Origin of the sequence: Burkholderia sp. JKS000303 (assembly GCF_002563755.1) — a bacterium.
Classification (GTDB): domain Bacteria; phylum Pseudomonadota; class Gammaproteobacteria; order Burkholderiales; family Burkholderiaceae; genus Burkholderia; species Burkholderia anthina_B.
Genome location: NZ_PDBZ01000004.1, coordinates 117,887 through 138,479 on the forward strand (window position 1 = coordinate 117,887; position 20,593 = coordinate 138,479).

Genomic DNA, 20,593 nt, shown 5'->3' on the forward strand with positions numbered 1-20,593 from the left:
TTACTTTTCTTTGTCTTCCAAAGAAAAGTAACCAAAAGAAAGGCGCGTCCTTGGGCGGACGGCAAAGGTGGTTCTGCCCGGGTTCGCGTTCTTTTGCCAGGCCTCGGTTAGGTTCTACGCGAGTCTCTCCCCCTCTCTGTCTGCAGCTAATCAAGAAGGGGACAGTAATGAGTCTCATCGAAGTCAAGGTTCCGGATATCGGCGATTTCAGCGGCGTCGATGTCATCGAAGTCAACGTGAAGCCGGGCGACGTGGTCGAAAAAGAGCAAACGCTCATCACGCTCGAATCGGACAAAGCCTCCATGGAAGTGCCCAGCGACGTCGCCGGCACGGTCAAGGAAGTCAAGGTCAAGGCCGGCGAGAAAGTCTCGCAAGGCACGGTCATCGCCATCGTCGAAGCATCGGCAGGCGCAGCCGCTCCCGCGAAAGCACCCGAAGCGGCGAAGCCCGCAGCCGCCGCACCGGCACCGGCCGCCGCCGCTCCGGCAGCAGCGCCGCAAGCCGGCAGCTACGCCGGCGCAGCCGACATCGAGTGCGACATGCTCGTGCTCGGCGCCGGCCCCGGCGGCTACTCGGCTGCCTTCCGCGCAGCCGACCTCGGCATGAAGACGGTGCTCGTCGAACGCTACTCGACGCTCGGCGGCGTGTGCCTGAACGTTGGTTGCATCCCGTCGAAAGCACTGCTGCACACGTCGCTCGTCGTTGAAGAAGCTGCTGCGCTCGCGTCGCACGGCATCACGTTCGGCGCGCCGCAAGTCGACCTCGACAAGCTGCGCGACTTCAAGGGCGGCGTCGTCAAGAAACTGACGACGGGCCTCGCCGGCATGGCGAAGGCGCGCAAGGTCGAAGTCGTGACCGGCGTCGGCGCGTTCGTCGATCCGTTCCACATGGAAGTGCAGGGCGAGAACGGCAAGAAGGTCGTCAAGTTCAAGCAGGCGATCATCGCCGCCGGCTCGCAAGCGGTGAAGCTGCCGTTCATGCCGGAAGACCCGCGCGTCGTCGATTCGACGGGCGCACTCGAACTGCGCCAGCTGCCGAAGCGCATGCTGGTGATCGGCGGCGGCATCATCGGCCTCGAAATGGCAACGGTGTACTCGACGCTCGGCGCCGAGATCGACGTGGTCGAAATGATGGACGGCCTGATGATGGGCGCGGACCGCGATCTCGTGAAGGTCTGGGAAAAGTACAACGCGAAGCGCTTCGGCAACGTGATGCTGAAGACCAAGACGGTTGGCGCGGAAGCGAAGGAAGACGGCATCTACGTGAAGTTCGAGGGCGAAAAGGCCCCGGCGGAAGCGCAGCGCTACGACCTCGTGCTGGTCGCGGTGGGTCGCAGCCCGAACGGCAAGAAGATCGGCGCCGACAAGGCCGGCGTCGCGGTTACCGACCGCGGCTTCATCGACGTCGACAAGCAGATGCGCACGAACGTCCCGCACATCTTCGCGATCGGTGACGTCGTCGGTCAGCCGATGCTCGCGCACAAGGCCGTGCATGAAGGCCACGTCGCAGCGGAAGCCGCACACGGCGAGAAGGCCTACTTCGACGCGCTGCAGATCCCGTCGGTAGCCTACACCGATCCGGAAGTGGCGTGGGCCGGCAAGACGGAAGACCAGTGCAAGGCCGAAGGCATCAAGTACGGCAAGGCGGTGTTCCCGTGGGCCGCATCGGGCCGCGCGATCGCGAACGGCCGCGACGAAGGCTTCACGAAGCTGATCTTCGATGAGGAAACCCATCGCGTGATCGGCGGCGCCATCGTCGGCCTGAACGCGGGCGACCTGATCAGCGAAGTGTGCCTCGCCGTCGAAATGGGCGCGGACGCGGAAGATATCGGCAAGACGATCCATCCGCACCCGACGCTCGGCGAATCGGTCGGCATGGCCGCCGAGCTGTACGAAGGCGTCTGTACGGACCTGCCGCCGCAACGCAAGAAGTAACGCGACCGGCACGGCCGGCTTCGCGCCGGCCAGGAAAAACGCCACGTCCCGAAAGGGACGTGGCGTTTTTTTTATCGGTGCGTAACCGGGAGCCGGGGAGGGCGGCCGATGCCGAGGGCGGGTACAGCGCGCCGTACGCGAAACGGCGCGAGCGACTTCCTGCTTCTCCGCCGAAACAAATGTCGGAACGGTGCCGGGTTTTTCACCGAGTCGCTTCGCAAATGAAAAAGCCGCGCAGTGCGCGGCTTTTTCAGGAGCAGGGGACGCTTACGCGGCCGGCTTGCTCGTGCGGCGCGATGCAGCAGCGCTTGCAGCCTTCGTCGCGACAGCGGCAGCCGCGTTGAAGTTCGTTTCAGCGATCTCGACGGCTTGCTTGGCAGCCTTCTGGACCGTTTCGTACGTCGTGTTCGCAGCGTTCAGTGCCGACTTCAGCGCGGCAACAGCCGTTTCCGAACCGGCCGGAGCGTTCTTCGCGACGTTGTCGACGAGTGCCTGGACCTTCTTGTTCTGCTCTTCGAATTGCGCTTCTGCAACCTTCGCGAATTCGGCTTGCGTCGACGATGCGATTTCATACAGGTGACGGCTGTACGACAGAACCTTTTCCGCGACCGGCTGCGACAGGCTGGCTTGCAGCGCGATCAGTTCTTGCGCGTCCTTCACCGACAGCAGGCGCTGTGCGTTTTCCTGGCTCTCCGTCAGCGTCGACTTCACGACCTGCAGGTTCAGTTCGATCAGCTTTTCGACGCCTTCGAACGCCTTGGTCGTCAGACCGAACAGGCTTTCGAGGTTGGCTTTCTGGGCGGCGGCGATTTGCTCGGGGGTCAGCAAGGACATGTCAAGCTCCTGAAAAGCGATCGCGTCGATCGCAGGGGTAAAGGGCACTACGCAGGGGAACCTCGGATCTGCGTGCTTTGTGCAACGCAGCAATGAGTCGTATTTTAGGGCAGAGAAAAGTCTTGTCAAGTATTTTTTGTGCGTTGCACAATCACGACAAATTATTGATAAAACAACAAGTTATCGTGGGCGTCCGGAATCGGTTTCAGGCGTGATCCCAGATGGTGCGCACCGGGGCGGGGCAGGCGCGCCGCACCATGATCATGCACAGGTAAACCTGACAGGCGTGTGGAACGTTATGCTTCTGTTCCTGTCGAAAACGCGTCGTTTCAATGCGCGTGCCGTGGCGACGTGCCGCCGCCGCAGCCAAGACCGGTGCTGATGGCACACCGAGCGCCGGATACGTACTTTCCCCGCTTTAATTCGTCGCCGAAGTGACGTTATCTCAATTAACCGAGTGGTAATCGAGAAACGGGTACTGTCGGGCAGCGCATCCCATGGATTTTTCCAATGGGAGCGGGAGGGTCGATCGATCACGGTCGAGTGACCCTTACATTCCGGTTTAACGACGATCGGTAAGTGCCTAATATTGCTCTTTTTTTCAGCTTTAACTACACTTGCGGAAACCTCCCGCCCGCTTTGTCCAGACCCCAATGAAAGCCGAATCGTTTTCACCGCGCAGATTGTTGCAGAGCATGACGCTCGGCACGGCTGTGTCGGTCGCCGTCGCCTTGCTGGCGACCACCGCGCCCGCTGACGCCTTTGCCGCCACTGCGAGCACTCACCACGCCGCCAAAAAGACTGCCTCCGCTTCGTCCGCGAAGAAGAAGTCGGTCAAGGCCGCGTCCGAAAAATCCGCCAAGGTCGCATCGGCCGAGGCGCCGCGTGCAAAGGCGTCGCGCAAGCGCGTGACGCTCGCGTCGAACGTGCACGGCCATCGTGGCGCGGTCCGCAAGGTCGCGTTCCAGCCGCGCCGGCCCACCGTCGGCCAGGCGTTCGGCCTGCACGACACGCCGGACGCGCTCGCGCTGCGCTCGAGCGTCGCGTACGTGGTCGACCAGAACACCGGCGAGCCGCTGTTCGACAAGAATTCGCACGCCGTCGTGCCGATCGCGTCGATCTCGAAGCTGATGACGTCGATGGTCGTCCTCGACTCGAAGGCGCCGATGAACGAGCAGATCGAAGTCACCGACGAAGATCGCGATTACGAGAAGAACACGGGCTCGCGCCTGTCGGTCGGCTCGATCCTGTCGCGCGAAGACATGCTGCACATCGCGCTGATGGCATCGGAAAACCGCGCGGCGGCTGCGTTGTCGCGTTACTACCCGGGCGGCCGTCCGGCATTCATCGCCGCGATGAACGCGAAGGCCAAGGCGCTCGGGATGAACGACACGCACTTCGAGAATTCGACCGGTCTGTCGAGTTCGAACGTGTCGAGCGCGCGCGACCTCGTGAAGATGGTCAACGCCGCGTATCAGTACCCGATGATTCGTCAGTTCTCGACCGATCGTACGTACGACGTGAACACAGGCAAGCGCAATCTGGTCTACAACAGCACGAACGCGCTGATCCGCGGCAATGGCTCGTGGGACATCGGTCTGCAGAAGACGGGCTTCATCAACGAAGCAGGCGAATGTCTCGTGATGCAGGCGACGATCCACGGCCGGCCGATGGTGATGGTGCTGCTCGATTCGTTTGGCAAGTACTCGCGCTTTGCCGATGCAGCGCGCCTGCGCAACTGGCTCGACGCCGGCGGCGGCGAGCGCCTGACGGCGGCCAATACGGCGAACGGCGGTACCTGATCAGGCTCCGGCGGCTTGCCGCCGTGTGCCGGTGTCGCCGCAATGAAAAAGCCCCGCAATCGCGGGGCTTTTTTTGTTCGGCTGCGGCGCAGCGGGTGGCAGGTGCCGAGGGCGGGCGCTTATGCGTGCCGCTGCAGCCCGTCCGTATCCTTCACGGGCGCGGGCCGGTAGCCGAGCGATTCCGAGATGGTGAGCGCGGTGCGACTCAACTGGCCGAGCCAGGCGTCCTGCAGGCGGTCGGCCGGGGCCGACAGCGACAGCCCGGCGACGAGCTTGCCCGAATCGTCGTAGATGCCGGCCGCGATACAGCGCACGCCGAGCTCCAGCTCCTCGTTGTCGCGTGCGCACGATTGCTGGCGAACGAGCGTCAGCTCGCGCTCGAGCTTCGCGATGTCGGTAATGCTGTTCTGCGTGTGGCCGGACAGTCCCGTGCGCGTTGCATAGGCGCGCACGCGCGAGGTTTCGTCGACCGCGAGAAACAGCTTGCCGACCGACGTGAGGTGCAGCGGCGCACGGCCACCGATCGCGCGGACGACCTGCATCCCCGAGCGCTCCGAATACGCACGCTCGATATAGACGATCTCGTCGCCCTGGCGTACCGACAGGTTCACGGTCTGGCCGGTGAGGCGGTGCAGCTCGCGCATCGGCATCAGCGCCGCGTCGCGCACCGACAGGCGCGCCTTCACGAGGTTGCCGAGCTCGAGCAGCCGCATGCCGAGCCGGTATGTACCGGGATCGGAGCGGTCGACGAGGCGGCAGGTCACCATGTCGTTGAGGATACGGTGCGCGGTCGATGGATGCAGATCCGTGCGCTGCGCTAGCTCCTTCAGGCTGACGGGGTCGCTGTGCGAGGCAAGCGCGTCCAGCAGCCGCATCATGCGTTCGATCACCTGGATCGACGTTTTGGAATCCGGGGTGGGTTGGCTCATGTCGGGGGGAGAATCGGTTGACGCGTCCAGCGGTGTTGCGTCGATTGTATCTCGTATTGTGAAAAAAGCGAACGCCGTTCGAGGAAGTCCTCACATCCGGCCGTATGCACTTGCGTGCGCGCCGGCGTTGGTCTTGCCGGCCAAACGGCGGATAATGAGAGCCGTTTTCTCGAAGGAGCGCGTATGCGAGTCGGTTTGTTCGTGACCTGCCTGGTCGACCTGATGCGTCCGGAAATCGGTTTTTCGGCGCTGAAACTGATTCGCGATGCCGGCTACGAGGTGTTCGTGCCGCCCGCGCAGACGTGCTGCGGCCAGCCGGCCTACAACTCGGGCGACCGCGTGCTTGCGCGGGATCTCGCGGAAAAGACCCTGCGCGAGTTCGAGCAATTCGATTACGTCGTCGCGCCGTCGGGTTCGTGCGGCGGGATGATCCGCGCGCACTACGGCGACCTGTTTCGCGACGACCCGGAACTGATGGGGCGCTATGCGCGGTTCCAGCAGAAAGTCTACGAACTGACCGATTTCCTGGTGAACGTCGCGAAGGTCACGCTCGTGCCCGGTGAATTCACGGGGCCCGTCACCTATCACGACTCGTGCTCGGGGTTGCGCGAACTCGGCGTGAAGGCGCAGCCGCGCGCGCTGCTCGCGCAGCGCGGCGTCGCCGTGACCGAAATGAAGGATTGCGAGCACTGCTGCGGCTTCGGCGGCACGTTCTCGGTGAAGTACGGCGATATCTCGGCGGCCATCGCGGACGAGAAATGCGCGAACGTGCGCGCATCGGGCACGGGCGCCGTCGTGCTCGGCGATCTCGGCTGCATGCTGAACATCGAAGGGCGGTTGCGCCGCACGGGCGACCGCGATACACGCGTGCTGCACGTCGCGCAGGTGCTGGCGGGCGACGTCTGACGCCCGGTTCCGCTCACTTTTCCCCGATACCGCGATGCAAGTCCAATCGATGCATTTCAAGGCGCGCGCCGGCCAGAAGCTGGCCGACCAGCGCCTGCAGCAGAACCTGAAGAAGCTGTCGACGAAGTTCGTGTCGGCACGTGCCGACGCGATGACCGCGATCGACTTCCAGGCGACCCGCGCCGCGCTGAAAGCGCGCCGCAACCGTGCGCTCGAGAACCTCGACGTATGGCTCGAGGCATTCGAGCGCGAGGCGACGCGGCGCGGCACGACGGTGCTGTTCGCGGAAACGACCGCCGACGCCGCGCGGCTCGTCGCCGACATCGCGCGCCGCCACGACGTGAAGAAGGTCATCAAGACGAAGTCGATGGTGTCCGAGGAAATGCGCCTGAACGCGGTGCTCGCGGAGATGGGCGTGCAGTCGATCGAGACGGACCTCGGCGAATACATCCTGCAGATCAACGACAACGAGCCGCCGAGCCACATCATTGCGCCCGTCGTGCACAAGGACAAGGACGAGATCGCCGACCTGTTCGCCCGCACACACCACCGCGAGCGGCTGACCGAGATTCCCGACATGACGCGCGAGGCGCGCGAAGTGCTGCGCCCGCATTTCATGTCGGCCGACATGGGCGTGACGGGCGGCAACTTCGTGATCGCCGAGACGGGTTCGGTCGCGGTCGTCACGAACGAAGGCAACGAAGGGATGTGCACGGTGATGCCGCGCGTGCACGTCGCGGTGACGGGCATCGAGAAGGTGCTGCCGACGCTCGAGGATCTCGCGACCGCGATGCGCCTGCTGCCGCGCTCGGCGACCGGGCAGAAGACGTCGAACTACTTCTCGCTGCTCACCGGCCCGCGCGGCCCCGGCGACGAGGACGGCCCGGAACACAATTACGTGGTGCTCGTCGACGGCGGCCGCACCGGCCTGATCGGCGGCGAGTTCCAGGAGATGCTGCGCTGCATTCGCTGCGGCGCGTGCATGAACCATTGCCCGGTCTACCAGAAGGTCGGCGGCCACGCGTATGGCTGGGTCTATCCGGGGCCGATGGGCTCGGTGCTGACGCCGAGCTACGTCGGGGTCGAGCAGGCGCTGGACCTGCCGCAGGCCGCGACGCTGTGCGGCGAGTGCGACAGCGTGTGCCCGGCCGGGATTCCGTTGTCGCATCTGCTGCGCACGCTGCGCGAGAAGCAGGTCGAGCGGCACCTGCGGCCGTGGCGCGAGCGCGCCGGGCTGGCCGCGTGGGGCTTTTTCGCGCGCCGGCCGGTGCTCTACGCGCTGACGACCAAGCTCGCGGTGCGCATCCTCGAGCGGCTGGGCAGCGGCGGCACGCTGCGGCGCCTGCCGATGATGGGCGGCTGGATGGACACGCGCGACATGCCGACGCCGACCGGGCGCACGTTCCGCGAGCTGTACGCGGCGTCGAAGAGCCACCTCGGCTGACGACTGTTCATCGGGTCGCAACAGTGCGTTCGCTATTCGTGTATTTATCTCGATAGATGAGGTCTATAGAATCTTGCCTATAGTCCCCGAAATTGGGTTTCGGGGAATCAGGTCAAGGAGCCGCATCATGAAAAAGACAATATCGATGTACTGGCCGCTGGCAATCGTCGTCCCGCTCGCGGCGGCCGCCTATCTGTACGCGATGGCCGACGCGCCGTCGCGTGGCCCGCTGGCCGTTCATCAGGCATCGGCCGAGCTGGCGCGCGCGGTGTCGTTCGGTCTGGTCGACGACGCGACGAAGTCGTTGCCGCCCGCATCCAGCGACGTCGCGCTCGCCGCACCGAAGGCGCTGTAACGCATGCCGCCGTCGCTTTGCGCGACGGCGCGATTCCGGGCGCCTTTGTATAATGGCGTGCTCTGCTCCCACGCGGTTCGCCGCGGCTTTCCGATAGTGCGATGAACCGCGTTGCGATCTGTTTCGTCTGTCTTGGCAATATCTGCCGTTCGCCTACGGCAGAAGGCGTGATGCGCCACCAGGTAGGCGCGGCCGGGCTGGCCGACCGGATCGCGATCGATTCGGCCGGCACCGGCGACTGGCATGTCGGCGAGCCGCCCGACACGCGCGCGCAGGCTGCCGCGCATACGCGCGGCTACGACCTGTCTGCGCTGCGGGCGCGGCAGGTGAGTGCGGCGGACTTCGAGCGTTTCGACCTGCTGCTCGCGATGGACGAGGCCAATCTCGCGGAACTGCGCCGGCGCTGCCCGCCGGAGTATCGCGACAAGGTGCGCCTGTTGATGGAATTCGCGCCGGGCACGGCCGAGACCGAAGTCGCCGATCCCTATTTCGGCGGCGCGCAGGGTTTCGAGCAGGTGCTCGATCAGGTCGAGCGCGCATGCGCGGGCCTGCTGGACACCCTCAAGGCGTGCACCGCGCGCTGATCGCGGCAGGGAATTCAGTGGTCAGCGAATACCCTGTCAAAGACATGGATACTTGACTAAAAACGTCAAATATTTATACTTGACCAAAATCGTCAAGATTGCAGTCCCCTAGACACCATGAGACTCACCACCAAAGGCCGTTTCGCCGTCACGGCGATGATTGACTTGGCACTGCGCCAGGAGCAGGGCCCGGTGACGCTTGCAGGCATCAGCCAGCGCCAGCGGATTTCGCTCTCGTATCTCGAACAGCTGTTCGGCAAGCTGCGCAGGCATGAAATCGTCGAATCCGTGCGCGGCCCGGGCGGCGGCTACAACCTCGCGCGCCGCGCGCAGGACGTCACCGTCGCCGACATCATCATCGCGGTCGATGAACCGCTTGACGCCACGCAGTGCGGCGGCAAAGGCACGTGCGACGGCTCGAAGCAGCCCGACGGCCATTGCATGACGCACGAGCTGTGGTCGACCCTGAATCAGAAGATGGTCGAATACCTCGATTCGGTGTCGCTGCAGGATCTCGTCGATCAGCAGCGCGCGAGAGAGGGCGCCCCGGCGGTATTGCGCGACCGACGCGCGCCGGAGCCCGCCGCGGCACCGGCCGAACCGGTGCGCACGATGCCCCTCGGCCCCAATTCGGTGTTCAACATCGCGAGTTCGTGAGCGCGTACGCGCCGCACACCCCATAACGCACACAGTCCCTGCACAGAATACCCGGAGCGACAGATGACCCAAGAGACTCTCCACCTGCCCATCTACATGGATTACAGCGCGACGACGCCGGTCGATCCGCGCGTGGTCGACAAGATGGTGCCGTACCTGCGCGAACAGTTCGGCAATCCGGCATCGCGCAGCCACGCGTACGGCTGGGATGCGGAACGCGCGGTCGAAGAAGCGCGCGAGCAGGTGGCCGCGCTCGTGAACGCGGATCCGCGCGAGATCATCTGGACGTCCGGCGCAACGGAGTCGGACAACCTCGCGATCAAGGGTGCCGCGAACTTCTACAAGGGCAAGGGCAAGCACATCATCACGGTGAAGACCGAGCACAAGGCCGTGCTCGACACCTGCCGTGAGCTCGAGCGCGACGGCTTCGAAGTCACCTATCTCGACGTGAAGGAAGACGGGCTGATCGACCTCGACGTGTTCAAGGCCGCACTGCGCCCGGACACGATCCTCGTATCGGTGATGCACGTGAACAACGAGATCGGCGTGATCCAGGACATCGAGACGATCGGCGAGATCTGCCGCGAGAAGGGCATCGTGTTCCACGTCGACGCCGCACAATCGACCGGCAAGGTCGAGATCGACCTCGCGAAGCTGAAGGTCGACCTGATGTCGTTCTCGGCGCACAAGACCTACGGCCCGAAGGGCATCGGCGCGCTGTACGTGCGTCGCAAGCCGCGCGTGCGCATCGAAGCGCAGATGCACGGCGGCGGTCACGAGCGCGGGATGCGTTCGGGCACGCTGGCGACGCACCAGATCGCCGGCATGGGCGAAGCGTTCCGCATCGCACGCGAAGAAATGGCGACCGAGAACGAGCGCATCCGCATGCTGCGCGACAAGCTGCTGCGCGGCCTGTCGCAGATCGAGGAAACGTACGTGAACGGCGACATGGAGCACCGTGTCCCGCACAACCTGAACATCAGCTTCAATTTCGTCGAAGGCGAGTCGCTGATCATGGCGATCAAGGACGTCGCTGTGTCGTCGGGTTCGGCGTGCACGTCGGCGTCGCTGGAGCCGTCGTACGTGCTGCGTGCGCTCGGCCGCAACGACGAACTGGCCCACAGCTCGATCCGCTTCACGGTCGGCCGCTTCACGACGGAGCAGGACGTCGACTTCGTGATCGACCTGCTGAACAGCAAGATCGCGAAGCTGCGCGAGCTGTCGCCGCTCTGGGAAATGCACCAGGAAGGCGTCGATCTGTCGACGATCGAATGGGCCGCACACTGAGCGCCGCATCCAATACATTCGCGGGCGCATTCACGCACGCAGACGTAACGAGTCAAGGAGTCTGAGTCATGTCTTACAGCAACAAGGTTCTGGATCACTACGAAAACCCGCGTAACGTCGGTTCGTTCGCGAAAGACGACGACGCGGTCGGCACGGGTATGGTCGGCGCGCCGGCCTGCGGCGACGTGATGAAGCTGCAGATCCGCGTCGGCGCGGACGGCGTGATCGAAGACGCGAAGTTCAAGACGTATGGCTGCGGTTCGGCCATCGCGTCGAGCTCGCTCGTGACCGAGTGGGTGAAGGGCAAGACGCTCGACGAAGCACTGTCGATCAAGAACACGCAGATCGCCGAAGAGCTGGCCCTGCCGCCGGTGAAGATTCACTGCTCGATTCTCGCGGAAGACGCGATCAAGGCAGCCGTGGCCGACTACAAGAAGCGCCACGACACCAAGGAAGGCGATCAGGCAGCAGCCTGAGCGGCATCGAGCGGCTTGTGAAGGAACGCGGCAGCCCTGTGGGGCGCGCCGCGGCAAGGACATCATGGCAATTACACTGACCGAAAAAGCAGCACAGCACGTCCAGAAATACCTCGTCCGTCGCGGCAAGGGTGTGGGCCTGCGGCTTGGCGTTCGCACGACCGGGTGCTCGGGGCTCGCGTACAAGCTCGAGTATGTCGACGAGCTGGCCCCCGAGGATCAGGTGTTCGAGAGCCATGGCGTGAAGGTCATCGTCGACCCGAAAAGCCTCGCCTACATCGACGGCACCGAACTGGACTTCGCTCGAGAAGGCCTGAACGAAGGGTTCAAGTTCAACAACCCGAACGTGAAGGACGAGTGCGGCTGCGGCGAATCGTTCCGCGTGTGACGCGGGTTTCCGCGCGATGCGGGCAAGAGGCGGCACGGGCCGCCTTTTTAATGTGCGGCGTTTGCCGCGCGACGAACCGGAATTGAACGCGACGATGGTTTCGCTGAAAGACAGCCACTTCGACCTGTTTCACCTGCCGGCGCAATTCGCGCTCGACGACGCGGCGCTCGACAGCGCCTATCGCACCGTGCAGACGCAGGTGCACCCGGACCGCTTCGCGGCGGCCGGCGACGCGCAAAAGCGTATCGCGATGCAATGGGCGACCCGTGCGAACGAGGCGTACCGCACGCTGCGCGATCCGCTGAAGCGCGCGACCTATCTGCTGTCGCTGCGCGGCGTCGACATCGGCGCCGAGAACAACACCGCGATGGAGCCCGCGTTCCTGATGCAGCAGATGGAGTGGCGCGAAGGCATCGAGGATGCCGCGGCTGCTCGCAACGTCGACGCGCTCGATGCGCTGCTCGCCGAACTGCGTGGCGAAAAGCGCGTGCGTCTCGAACGCCTCGGTACGCTGCTCGACAGCGGTGCCGATCAGGCGGCCGCGGAGGCCGTGCGCCAGCTGATGTTCATCGAGCGGGTCGCGTCGGAAGTGGGCGCACAGATCGAGCGTCTCGAAACTTAACCGCGTGCCTCGCGGCACGCGCAGCAAACGGGCCGAGCGCCCGAACGAACCAAGATGGCTTTACTGCAAATTTCCGAACCGGGCATGGCGCCGGCGCCGCATCAGCGGCGACTCGCTGTCGGGATCGATCTCGGCACGACGAACTCGCTCGTCGCCGCGGTGCGCAGCGGCGTGCCCGAAGTGCTGCCCGACGAAGCGGGCCGCGCGCTGCTGCCGTCGGTGGTCCGTTACCTGGAGAAGGGCGGCCGCCGCATCGGTCACGAAGCGAAGGAACAGGCCGCGACCGATCCGCGCAACACGATCGTGTCGGTCAAGCGCTTCATGGGCCGCGGCAAGGCCGAGGTCGAAGGCGCGGCCAACGCGCCGTACGAGTTCGTCGATGCGCCGGGCATGGTGCAGATTCGCACGATCGACGGCGTGAAGAGCCCGGTCGAAGTGTCGGCCGAGATTCTCGCGACGCTGCGTTACCGCGCGGAAGATACGCTCGGCGACGAACTGGTCGGCGCGGTGATCACGGTGCCAGCGTACTTCGACGACGCGCAGCGTCAGGCGACCAAGGACGCCGCGCGTCTCGCGGGCCTGAACGTGCTGCGCCTGCTGAACGAACCGACTGCGGCCGCGATCGCCTACGGTCTCGACAACGGGGCCGAGGGCCTCTACGCGGTGTATGACCTCGGTGGCGGCACGTTCGACCTGTCGATCCTGAAGCTGACGAAGGGCGTGTTCGAAGTGCTGGCCGCAGGCGGCGATTCCGCGCTCGGCGGCGACGATTTCGACCATGTGCTGTTCGGCCATGTGCTCGCGCAGGCCGGTATCGACGCGCAGACGCTCGCGCCCGAGGACGTACGCCTGCTGCTCGACCGCGTGCGCGTGCTGAAGGAAGCGCTGTCGTCCGCGCCGCAGGCGTCGCTCGACGTGACGCTGTCGAGCGGCGCGCATCTCGTGCAGACGATCTCGCACGACACGTTCGCCGCGCTCGTCGAGCCGCTCGTCCAGCGTACGCTGACGCCGACCCGCAAGGCCTTGCGCGATGCGCAGGTGAGCGCGGCCGACATCAAGGGCGTCGTGCTCGTCGGCGGCGCGACGCGCATGCCGGTGATCCGCGACGCCGTCGCGAAGCATTTCGGCCAGCCGCCGCTCGTGAACCTCGATCCGGATCAGGTTGTCGCGCTCGGCGCGGCGATCCAGGCCGACTTGCTCGCCGGCAATCGCGGCAGCGGCGACGACTGGCTGCTGCTCGACGTGATCCCGCTGTCGCTTGGTGTCGAGACGATGGGTGGCCTCGTCGAGAAGATCATTCCGCGCAACTCGACGATTCCGATCGCGCGCGCGCAGGAATTCACGACCTTCAAGGACGGCCAGACCGCGATGGCGATCCACGTCGTGCAGGGCGAGCGCGAACTCGTCGCCGACTGCCGGTCGCTCGCGCGCTTCGAGCTGCGCGGCATCCCGCCGATGACGGCCGGTGCGGCGCGTATTCGCGTGACCTATCAGGTCGATGCGGACGGGCTGCTGTCGGTGTTCGCGCGCGAGCAGCACTCGGGCGTCGAGGCGTCGGTCGTGGTGAAGCCGTCGTACGGCCTCGCCGACGACGACATCGCGCAGATGCTCGAGGACAGCTTCAAGACCGCCGAGATCGACATGCGCGCCCGCGCGCTGCGCGAAGCGCAGGTCGAAGCCCAGCGGATGATCGAGGCGACGCAGGCGGCGCTCGCGGCCGACGGCGAACTGCTCGACGCGGCAGAACGGACGCAGGTCGACGCGCTCGTCGCGGTGCTGGGCACGATCGCGCAGGGTGACGATGCGAGCGCGATCGAAACCGCGACCAAGGCGCTGGCCGACGGCACCGACGAATTCGCGGCGCGCCGGATGGACAAGAGCATCAAGCGCGCACTGTCGGGCCGACGGCTCGACGAAATCTGAACGAACGACCTGCATGCGGGCCGGCGACGGCCCGCGCGATATTGAACCGTGCGGCGCCCGCCGCCGCACCCTGACTGACGGAACGGACATGCCTCAACTGGTGGTGCTGCCTCACGTCGAACTGTGCCCGGACGGCGCAGTGATCGACGCGACGCCCGGCAAGAGTATTTGCGACAACCTGCTCGACAACGGGATCGAGATCGAGCATGCATGCGAGAAGTCGTGCGCGTGCACGACCTGCCACGTGGTGATCCGCGAGGGCTTCAACGCGCTCGAGGCGTCCGACGAGGACGAGGACGACTTGCTCGACAAGGCGTGGGGCCTCGAGCCGACGTCGCGCCTGTCGTGCCAGGCGATCGTGAAGGAAGATTCGGACCTGGTGGTCGAGATCCCGAAGTACTCGATCAACCACGCGAAGGAAAATCACTGACGGATCGGTGGGTCGGGCGGCGCGCGGCATGGTCGCTGCGCCCGGCGGACCCGCTACCTACACGGGAGAGCAGGCCATGAAATGGACCGATTCGCGCGACATCGCCATCGCGCTGGCAGACAAGCATCCGGACATCGATCCGCAGCGGATCAATTTCGTCGACCTGCGCCAATGGGTGATCGAACTCGACGGCTTCACCGACGACCCGGCACACTCGGGCGAGAAGATTCTCGAAGCGATCCAGGCCCACTGGATCGACGAATCCGACTTCGACGACGAAGACTGAGATTCGCGCCGGCATCGGCGCTCGCGTGGCTCCCGCAACAAGAAAAGGCTCGTGATGCTTCACGAGCCTTTTTCGTTTCCGCGCGGTGCGTTATGCGCCGACCAGCGTGCCGTTCTCGATCCGTACGCGCTGGCCCTGGCCGAACGGCGGCGCGTTGTGGTACGTGAACGTGCGCGTCGCGCCGCTCTCCATCTGGACCTGCACCTGATAGTCGGTTTCCGCGCGCACCTGTTTTTCGACCTGGTTGCCGGCCAGGCCGCCGCCCAGCGCACCGATGATCGTCATCGCGGTACGGCCGTTGCCATGCCCGAACTGGTTGCCGAGCAGGCCGCCGGCCGCGGCGCCGCCGACCGCGCCGATCCCCGAGCTCTGGCCCGGCGTACGGCTCTCCGTGATCGCGACGATCGTGCCGCAAGACTGGCAATACGTCGGTTGCGCGGGCGCGTACGGCTGCTGCGCATATTGCGGCGGCTGCGGCGCCGGCGTGTGGCGATGATGCGTCGTCACCGGGCGCGGCGCGGGCTTCGGTGCGGCCTGCGCGGCAGCCTTTTGCTGCGCGGCCAGCTCGGCTGCCTGCTGCTGCGCCTGCGCGGCGAGGGCGGTGCTGGCTGCCGCGGCCGTGTCGACGGCCGGCTGCGACGCGTTCAGCGCGGCCTGGGTCTGGGCGTTCTGTTCGTTGCTGCTGGCCTTCGGGAAGATGCCCGTGATCGCGGCGGTCGCGGCGAGGCTGGCGACGATGACGGCACCGGCGGCGGTGGCGATGAGCGGGTGGAGGCGTTGTTTTTGCGGCGTGGTTTGATTCTGGTTGTCCATTTTTTTCTCCGGTGTCGACCCGGCCCCTGCACGTTGGCGTCGGGGCGGATCCCACGCTTCGGGATCGAGCAGACTCGGCGTTCCGGCGCTTCGTTCTGGTCCCGTGGTCATGCGTGGTGACGCAACGGGAGTGTCGTCGACCGGCGAGGCGGGCACCGTATCAAGGTGTAACGAATTGCAGCGGCGCGCAGGCGATCGCGACCGGGAAAACCCGGGGAAGGTCGCTGCGGCGTGAGAATAAAACGGGGGAGGATCAAAGGCCGGCGGGCGCCGGCAGGCGGGATTTACGCGTGGTTACAAAGCCGGCGCGTGCGCACCACGAGACGCGGCGCACACGCGAGGCAGGCCGTCAGTCTTCGCGGCGCAGGTGCGGGAACAGCAGCACGTCGCGGATCGTCGGGCTGTCGGTCAGCAGCATCACGAGACGGTCGATGCCGATCCCGCAGCCGCCCGTCGGAGGCATCCCGTGTTCGAGCGCGCGGATGTAGTCGGCGTCGAAGAACATCGCTTCCTCGTCGCCGGCATCCTTCTGCTCGACCTGCTTCTTGAAGCGCGCGGCCTGGTCTTCCGGATCGTTCAGCTCCGAGAAGCCGTTCGCGATCTCGCGGCCGGTCATGAACAGCTCGAAACGCTCGGTGATGCCCGGCACCGTGTCCGATGCGCGCGCCAGCGGCGACACCTCGACCGGGTAGTCGATGATGTAGGTCGGCTCCCACAGCTGCGCTTCGGCGGTTTCCTCGAACAGCGCGAGCTGCAGTGCGCCGATGCCGGCGTTCAGGAAGGCCGGTTGCGACACGTCGACGCCCAGGCGCTTCAGTTCGGTGCGCAGGAACGCGTCGTCCGACAGCTGGCCATCGGTGTACTGCGGCGCGTACTTCTGGATCGCCTGCGTGATCGTCAGGCGGTGGAACGGCTTCGCGAGGTCGAGCTCGCGGCCCTGGTACTGGATCGTCGCGGTGCCGAGCGCATCAATCGCCGCCTGGCGGATCAGTTGCTCGGTGAAGTCCATCAGCCAGCGGTAATCGGTGTACGCGGCGTAGAACTCCATCATCGTGAATTCCGGGTTGTGGCGCGGCGACACGCCTTCATTCCGGAAATTGCGGTTGATCTCGAACACGCGTTCGAAGCCGCCGACGATCAGGCGCTTCAGGTACAGCTCCGGCGCGATACGCAGGAACATCTGCATGTCGAGCGCGTTGTGATGCGTGACGAACGGCTTGGCCGCTGCGCCGCCCGGGATCGGGTGCAGCATCGGCGTCTCGACTTCCATGAACTCGGCGTTGTCCATGAACTTGCGGATCGACGCGATCGTGCGGGTACGCGCGCGGAACGTGTCGCGCGTTTCCGGCGTGACGATCAGATCAACGTAGCGCTGGCGATAGCGCATTTCCTGGTCGGCGAGGCCGTGGAACTTGTCCGGCAGCGGACGCAGCGCCTTCGACAGCAGACGCAGCTCCTTGCACTGGACCGACAGCTCGCCCTTGTTGGTGCGGAACAGCACGCCGCGCGCGGCGACGATGTCGCCGAGGTCCCACTTCTTGAATGCGTCGTAGGTTTCCGCGCCGACGTCGTTCGGCGTCACGAAGAACTGGATCTGGCCCGAGCCGTCCTGCACCGTCGCGAAGCTCGCCTTGCCCATCACGCGCTTGAGCATCATGCGGCCGGCGACCGACACCTCGACCTGGTCAACTTCGAGCGCGGCCTTGTCCGAGTCGGCGAATTTCACCTGGAGATCGGCGGCGTGATGCGTCGGCCGGAAATCGTTCGGATAGGCGATGCCTTGCTCGCGCAATGCGCGCAGCTTCTCGCGGCGCTCGGCGATGATCTGGTTTTCGTCCGCCGCGACGGCGGGCTGCGTTTGAGTCGGTTCGGTCATGATGGTCGGAATTCGGAGTGGGTGCGGCAACGCCAACGGGCAGGACAAGGACGGCGCGGCCTGACGGGCCGCGCCGCGGCGCTTACACGCCCTGTTTGAGGCTCGCGCTGATGAAGTCGTCGAGATCGCCGTCGAGGACAGCGCGCGTGTTGCTCATTTCGACGTTCGTGCGCAGGTCCTTCACGCGGCTCTGGTCGAGCACGTACGAGCGGATCTGATGGCCCCAGCCCACATCGGTCTTGCTCGATTCGAGCTTGTCCTGCTCGGCCTGGCGCTTGCGCATTTCGGCTTCGTACAGGCGCGATTTCAGCATCGCCATCGCTTCGGCGCGGTTGCGGTGCTGCGAGCGGTCGTTCTGGCACTGCACGACGATGCCGGTCGGCATGTGCGTGATCCGCACGGCCGAGTCGGTCTTGTTGATGTGCTGGCCGCCCGCGCCCGATGCGCGGTACGTGTCGATGCGCAGGTCGGCCGGGTTGACCTCGACTTCGATCGAGTCGTCGATTTCCGGATACACGAACACCGACGAGAACGACGTGTGGCGGCCGCCCGACGAGTCGAACGGCGACTTGCGCACGAGGCGGTGGATGCCCGTTTCGGTGCGCAGGAAGCCGTACGCGTATTCGCCCGTGACCTTGATCGACGCGTTCTTGATGCCGGCGACGTCGCCGTCGGACTCTTCGAGCACTTCGGCCTTGAAGCCCTTGCGTTCGCAGTAGCGCAGGTACTGGCGCAGCAGCATCGACGCCCAGTCGCACGCCTCGGTGCCGCCGGCGCCGGCCTGGATGTCGATGAAGCAGTTGTTCGGGTCGGCCGGGTTCGAGAACATCCGGCGGAATTCGATGTCGCCGACGCGCGCTTCGAGCTTCTGCGCATCGTCTTCGGACGCGACGAGGGTGTCTTCGTCGCCTTCCTCGCGTGCCAGCTCGAACAGATCGAGCGCGTCGCGCAGGTCGCTATCGAGCACCGTCAGCGTCGAGACGACGCCTTCGAGCAGCTTCTTCTCGCGGCCGAGTGCCTGGGCGTTCTTCGAATCGTTCCAGACGTTCGGGTCTTCGAGTTCCTTGTTGACTTCAGTCAGACGCGCAGCTTTGGCGTCGTAGTCAAAGATACCCCCGAAGCTCGCCCGCGCGATTGCGCAGGTCGAGCAGGGAGCTTTCGATCGCGTTGAGACGTTCCGCTTCCATGATCGTTCGCTTTTCTTGCTTCGTAAAAAAGCGGAATTATAGCCGATCGGCGGGGTTCTCCGGTGACGCGGACTGTGCTGGCATGCATGCCGCGGCCCCGTCCGGCGCGGCGTGCATGCGTTTGGTGCGGGGCCGTGGGGCCGTGGGCCGCCGCGCCGGCGTTCAGCCGGCTGCGTGCTCGACGATCAGCTGGACGCGCGTCACGCCGTTCCACGTGTCGGCCACGAGGCGGTACGCGATCAGCGCGCTCGCCGGCAGCGGCTCGGTGTGGTTGAACCAGATCGCGTTGAAGCGCTGGCGCCCGCGCGCCAGCTGCAGCTTCAGGTGCTTTTCCTTCACGAGCGACTGCGACACGACGTCGAATTCGCCGGAGAAAAGCGGGGCCGGAAAGCCCTGGCCCCACACGGCCTCGTCGAGCAGCCCGACGAACTGCGGCGTGAAATACGCTTCCTCGAGCTCGCCGTCGGTCTCGATCACGCGCGCCAGCGCGTCGTCGGACAGCCATTCGCGCGCGACCGCCTCGAACGCGGCCGCGAAGCGCGGCACGTTGTCGGTGTCGAGCGTGAGGCCGGCCGCCATCGCGTGACCGCCGAACGCGACGATCAGGTCGGGCTCGCGCTTCGACACGAGATCGAGCGCATCGCGCAGGTGGAACCCGGGAATCGACCGGCCCGAGCCCTTGACCCGCGTGCCGGCTTCGTCCGCATGCGCGAACGTGAACGACGGGCGGTGGAATTTCTCCTTGAGCCGGCCGGCGACGATCCCGATCACGCCCTGATGCCATTCGGGATTGAACAGCGTGATGGTGCACGCGTCGGCCGGGTCGACGTCGGCGAGATCGGCGAGCGCCTGCTGCTGCATGCCGGCCTCGATCTCGCGGCGCTCGCGGTTCATCACGTCGAGCTGCTGCGCGAGGTCCCACGCGCGACCGATGTCGTCCGTGATCAGGCACTCGATGCCGAGCGACATGTCGGAGAGCCGGCCGGCGGCGTTCAGGCGCGGGCCGAGACCGAAGCCGAGATCGAAACCGGAGGCGGTGCGCGCCTCGCGCGCGGCGGCGCGGAACAGCGCGGCGATGCCCGGCTGCATGCGGCCGTTGCGGATGCGCTGCAGGCCCTGCGCGACGAGCACACGGTTGTTGCCGTCGAGCCGCACGACGTCGGCGACGGTGCCGAGCGCGACGAGGTCGAGCAGCCCGTCCAGGCGCGGCTCGGCCTCCTTGCTCGCGAATGCGCCGCGGCGGCGCAGTTCGGCGCGCAGCGCGAGCAGCACGTAGAACATCACGCCGACCCCGGCGAGGTGCTTGCTCGGGAACGCGCAGCCGGGCTGGTTCGGGTTGACGATCGCGCGTGCGGCGGGCAGTGCGTCTCCGGGCAGGTGATGGTCGGTCACGAGCACGTCGATGCCGCGCGCATTCGCGGCTTCGACGCCCGTGACGCTTGCGATCCCGTTGTCGACGGTGATCAGCAGGTCGGGCTTGCGGGCGGCCGCGAGTTCGACGATCTCGGGCGTGAGCCCGTAGCCGTATTCGAAGCGGTTCGGTACGAGATAGTCGATCTGCGCGCCGAACATCCGCAGGCCGCGCACCGCGACCGCGCAGGCAGTCGCGCCGTCGCAGTCGTAGTCGGCGACGACCAGCAGGCGCCGCTTGTCGGCGATCGCGTCGGCGAGCAGCGATGCGGCATCCGCGCAGCCTTTCAGTTCGGTGGGCGGGACGAGGCGCGCGAGCGCCGTTTCGATGTCGGCGGGCGACTGCACGCCGCGCGACGCGTACAGGCGCGCGAGGACGGGATGCAGGCCGTGGCGCGCGAGCACTTCTGCGTCGGCGGGGGCGACGGGGCGGGTAACGATCCGGGTCAT

General features: G+C 65.7%; 20 protein-coding genes. 14 read left to right on the forward strand and 6 right to left on the reverse strand.

Annotation, left to right across the window (positions count from 1 at the left end; translation table 11 throughout):
• Nucleotides 1-167: 167 nt before the first annotated feature.
• Nucleotides 168-1,934: a dihydrolipoyl dehydrogenase gene (lpdA, locus tag BX604_RS33720; RefSeq protein ID WP_098555498.1), complete on the forward strand. Its 1,767-nt coding sequence runs from the start codon at nt 168-170 to the stop codon at nt 1,932-1,934.
• 267 nt (nt 1,935-2,201) lie between these two features.
• Here lpdA and BX604_RS33725 read toward each other — a convergent pair whose 3' ends face one another.
• Nucleotides 2,202-2,768 (reverse strand): phasin family protein, encoded by a 567-nt coding sequence (locus tag BX604_RS33725; protein WP_096507232.1) that lies wholly within the window; start codon nt 2,766-2,768, stop codon nt 2,202-2,204.
• A 653-nt stretch (nt 2,769-3,421) separates the two neighbouring features.
• Between BX604_RS33725 and pbpG the strand changes: the two genes are divergently transcribed.
• Nucleotides 3,422-4,570: a D-alanyl-D-alanine endopeptidase gene (pbpG, locus tag BX604_RS33730; RefSeq protein WP_098555501.1), complete on the forward strand. Its 1,149-nt coding sequence runs from the start codon at nt 3,422-3,424 to the stop codon at nt 4,568-4,570.
• Nucleotides 4,571-4,689: 119 nt separating this feature from the next.
• Here pbpG and BX604_RS33735 read toward each other — a convergent pair whose 3' ends face one another.
• Entirely contained in the window at nt 4,690-5,499 is an 810-nt protein-coding gene (locus BX604_RS33735) for an IclR family transcriptional regulator (RefSeq protein WP_098555503.1), read from the reverse strand.
• Nucleotides 5,500-5,682: 183 nt separating this feature from the next.
• Here BX604_RS33735 and BX604_RS33745 point away from each other — a divergent pair, with 183 nt between their 5' ends.
• From BX604_RS33745 to iscX, 12 genes are all read left to right on the forward strand, one after another.
• The gene (locus tag BX604_RS33745; protein ID WP_098555509.1) at nt 5,683-6,405 is read left to right on the forward strand and encodes a (Fe-S)-binding protein; all 723 of its coding nucleotides are present in this window, start codon (nt 5,683-5,685) and stop codon (nt 6,403-6,405) included.
• A 34-nt stretch (nt 6,406-6,439) separates the two neighbouring features.
• On the forward strand, nt 6,440-7,849 hold the full coding sequence (locus tag BX604_RS33750) for a lactate utilization protein B (RefSeq protein ID WP_098555512.1): 1,410 nt from the start codon (nt 6,440-6,442) through the stop codon (nt 7,847-7,849).
• Nucleotides 7,850-7,976: 127 nt separating this feature from the next.
• Complete coding sequence (locus tag BX604_RS33755; protein ID WP_098555515.1) at nt 7,977-8,204, forward strand: hypothetical protein; 228 nt, start codon at nt 7,977-7,979, stop codon at nt 8,202-8,204.
• Nucleotides 8,205-8,305: 101 nt separating this feature from the next.
• A complete protein-coding gene (locus tag BX604_RS33760) occupies nt 8,306-8,788 on the forward strand; it encodes a low molecular weight protein-tyrosine-phosphatase (RefSeq protein WP_098555517.1) in 483 nt (160 codons plus the stop codon).
• Between the two features lie 117 nt (nt 8,789-8,905).
• Nucleotides 8,906-9,445 (forward strand): Fe-S cluster assembly transcriptional regulator IscR, encoded by a 540-nt coding sequence (gene iscR, locus BX604_RS33765; RefSeq protein WP_006760276.1) that lies wholly within the window; start codon nt 8,906-8,908, stop codon nt 9,443-9,445.
• Between the two features lie 63 nt (nt 9,446-9,508).
• Nucleotides 9,509-10,732, forward strand: coding sequence for an IscS subfamily cysteine desulfurase (locus BX604_RS33770; protein WP_098555520.1), 1,224 nt, complete (start codon nt 9,509-9,511; stop codon nt 10,730-10,732).
• 68 nt (nt 10,733-10,800) lie between these two features.
• The gene (gene iscU, locus BX604_RS33775; RefSeq protein WP_009691729.1) at nt 10,801-11,208 is read left to right on the forward strand and encodes a Fe-S cluster assembly scaffold IscU; all 408 of its coding nucleotides are present in this window, start codon (nt 10,801-10,803) and stop codon (nt 11,206-11,208) included.
• 64 nt (nt 11,209-11,272) lie between these two features.
• Entirely contained in the window at nt 11,273-11,596 is a 324-nt protein-coding gene (iscA, locus tag BX604_RS33780) for an iron-sulfur cluster assembly protein IscA (RefSeq protein ID WP_014896627.1), read from the forward strand.
• Between the two features lie 94 nt (nt 11,597-11,690).
• Nucleotides 11,691-12,218: a Fe-S protein assembly co-chaperone HscB gene (gene hscB / locus BX604_RS33785; protein WP_098556539.1), complete on the forward strand. Its 528-nt coding sequence runs from the start codon at nt 11,691-11,693 to the stop codon at nt 12,216-12,218.
• Nucleotides 12,219-12,272: 54 nt separating this feature from the next.
• Complete coding sequence (gene hscA, locus BX604_RS33790; RefSeq protein ID WP_098555523.1) at nt 12,273-14,141, forward strand: Fe-S protein assembly chaperone HscA; 1,869 nt, start codon at nt 12,273-12,275, stop codon at nt 14,139-14,141.
• Nucleotides 14,142-14,229: 88 nt separating this feature from the next.
• A complete protein-coding gene (fdx, locus tag BX604_RS33795; protein WP_098556542.1) occupies nt 14,230-14,571 on the forward strand; it encodes an ISC system 2Fe-2S type ferredoxin in 342 nt (113 codons plus the stop codon).
• 76 nt (nt 14,572-14,647) lie between these two features.
• Nucleotides 14,648-14,857 carry a Fe-S cluster assembly protein IscX gene (gene iscX, locus BX604_RS33800; RefSeq protein ID WP_098555526.1) on the forward strand — a complete coding sequence of 70 codons (210 nt, stop codon included), beginning with the start codon at nt 14,648-14,650 and terminating at the stop codon, nt 14,855-14,857.
• 90 nt (nt 14,858-14,947) lie between these two features.
• Here the strand turns inward: iscX and BX604_RS33805 are convergent, their stop codons facing one another.
• From BX604_RS33805 to recJ, 4 genes are all read right to left on the reverse strand, one after another.
• Nucleotides 14,948-15,670 carry a glycine zipper 2TM domain-containing protein gene (locus BX604_RS33805; protein WP_098555529.1) on the reverse strand — a complete coding sequence of 241 codons (723 nt, stop codon included), beginning with the start codon at nt 15,668-15,670 and terminating at the stop codon, nt 14,948-14,950.
• A gap of 349 nt (nt 15,671-16,019) precedes the next feature.
• Nucleotides 16,020-17,546, reverse strand: coding sequence for a lysine--tRNA ligase (lysS, locus tag BX604_RS33810; RefSeq protein ID WP_098555532.1), 1,527 nt, complete (start codon nt 17,544-17,546; stop codon nt 16,020-16,022).
• Between the two features lie 82 nt (nt 17,547-17,628).
• Nucleotides 17,629-18,733 (reverse strand): peptide chain release factor 2 gene (gene prfB, locus BX604_RS33815; RefSeq protein WP_098555534.1). Its coding sequence is split into 2 segments (ribosomal slippage): nt 17,629-18,651 and nt 18,653-18,733, totalling 1,104 coding nucleotides; the frame shifts between segments, so codons are not numbered across the junction.
• A 162-nt stretch (nt 18,734-18,895) separates the two neighbouring features.
• Complete coding sequence (gene recJ, locus BX604_RS33820) at nt 18,896-20,593, reverse strand: single-stranded-DNA-specific exonuclease RecJ (RefSeq protein ID WP_098555537.1); 1,698 nt, start codon at nt 20,591-20,593, stop codon at nt 18,896-18,898.

Coding starts and splice junctions, on each gene's coding strand:
- lpdA (WP_098555498.1), top strand. CDS start 168: ATGAGTCTCATCGAAGTCAAGGTTCCGGATATCGGCGATTTCAGCGGC.
- BX604_RS33725 (WP_096507232.1), bottom strand. CDS start 2,768: ATGTCCTTGCTGACCCCCGAGCAAATCGCCGCCGCCCAGAAAGCCAAC.
- pbpG (WP_098555501.1), top strand. CDS start 3,422: ATGAAAGCCGAATCGTTTTCACCGCGCAGATTGTTGCAGAGCATGACG.
- BX604_RS33735 (WP_098555503.1), bottom strand. CDS start 5,499: ATGAGCCAACCCACCCCGGATTCCAAAACGTCGATCCAGGTGATCGAA.
- BX604_RS33745 (WP_098555509.1), top strand. CDS start 5,683: ATGCGAGTCGGTTTGTTCGTGACCTGCCTGGTCGACCTGATGCGTCCG.
- BX604_RS33750 (WP_098555512.1), top strand. CDS start 6,440: ATGCAAGTCCAATCGATGCATTTCAAGGCGCGCGCCGGCCAGAAGCTG.
- BX604_RS33755 (WP_098555515.1), top strand. CDS start 7,977: ATGAAAAAGACAATATCGATGTACTGGCCGCTGGCAATCGTCGTCCCG.
- BX604_RS33760 (WP_098555517.1), top strand. CDS start 8,306: ATGAACCGCGTTGCGATCTGTTTCGTCTGTCTTGGCAATATCTGCCGT.
- iscR (WP_006760276.1), top strand. CDS start 8,906: ATGAGACTCACCACCAAAGGCCGTTTCGCCGTCACGGCGATGATTGAC.
- BX604_RS33770 (WP_098555520.1), top strand. CDS start 9,509: ATGACCCAAGAGACTCTCCACCTGCCCATCTACATGGATTACAGCGCG.
- iscU (WP_009691729.1), top strand. CDS start 10,801: ATGTCTTACAGCAACAAGGTTCTGGATCACTACGAAAACCCGCGTAAC.
- iscA (WP_014896627.1), top strand. CDS start 11,273: ATGGCAATTACACTGACCGAAAAAGCAGCACAGCACGTCCAGAAATAC.
- hscB (WP_098556539.1), top strand. CDS start 11,691: ATGGTTTCGCTGAAAGACAGCCACTTCGACCTGTTTCACCTGCCGGCG.
- hscA (WP_098555523.1), top strand. CDS start 12,273: ATGGCTTTACTGCAAATTTCCGAACCGGGCATGGCGCCGGCGCCGCAT.
- fdx (WP_098556542.1), top strand. CDS start 14,230: ATGCCTCAACTGGTGGTGCTGCCTCACGTCGAACTGTGCCCGGACGGC.
- iscX (WP_098555526.1), top strand. CDS start 14,648: ATGAAATGGACCGATTCGCGCGACATCGCCATCGCGCTGGCAGACAAG.
- BX604_RS33805 (WP_098555529.1), bottom strand. CDS start 15,670: ATGGACAACCAGAATCAAACCACGCCGCAAAAACAACGCCTCCACCCG.
- lysS (WP_098555532.1), bottom strand. CDS start 17,546: ATGACCGAACCGACTCAAACGCAGCCCGCCGTCGCGGCGGACGAAAAC.
- recJ (WP_098555537.1), bottom strand. CDS start 20,593: ATGACCCGGATCGTTACCCGCCCCGTCGCCCCCGCCGACGCAGAAGTG.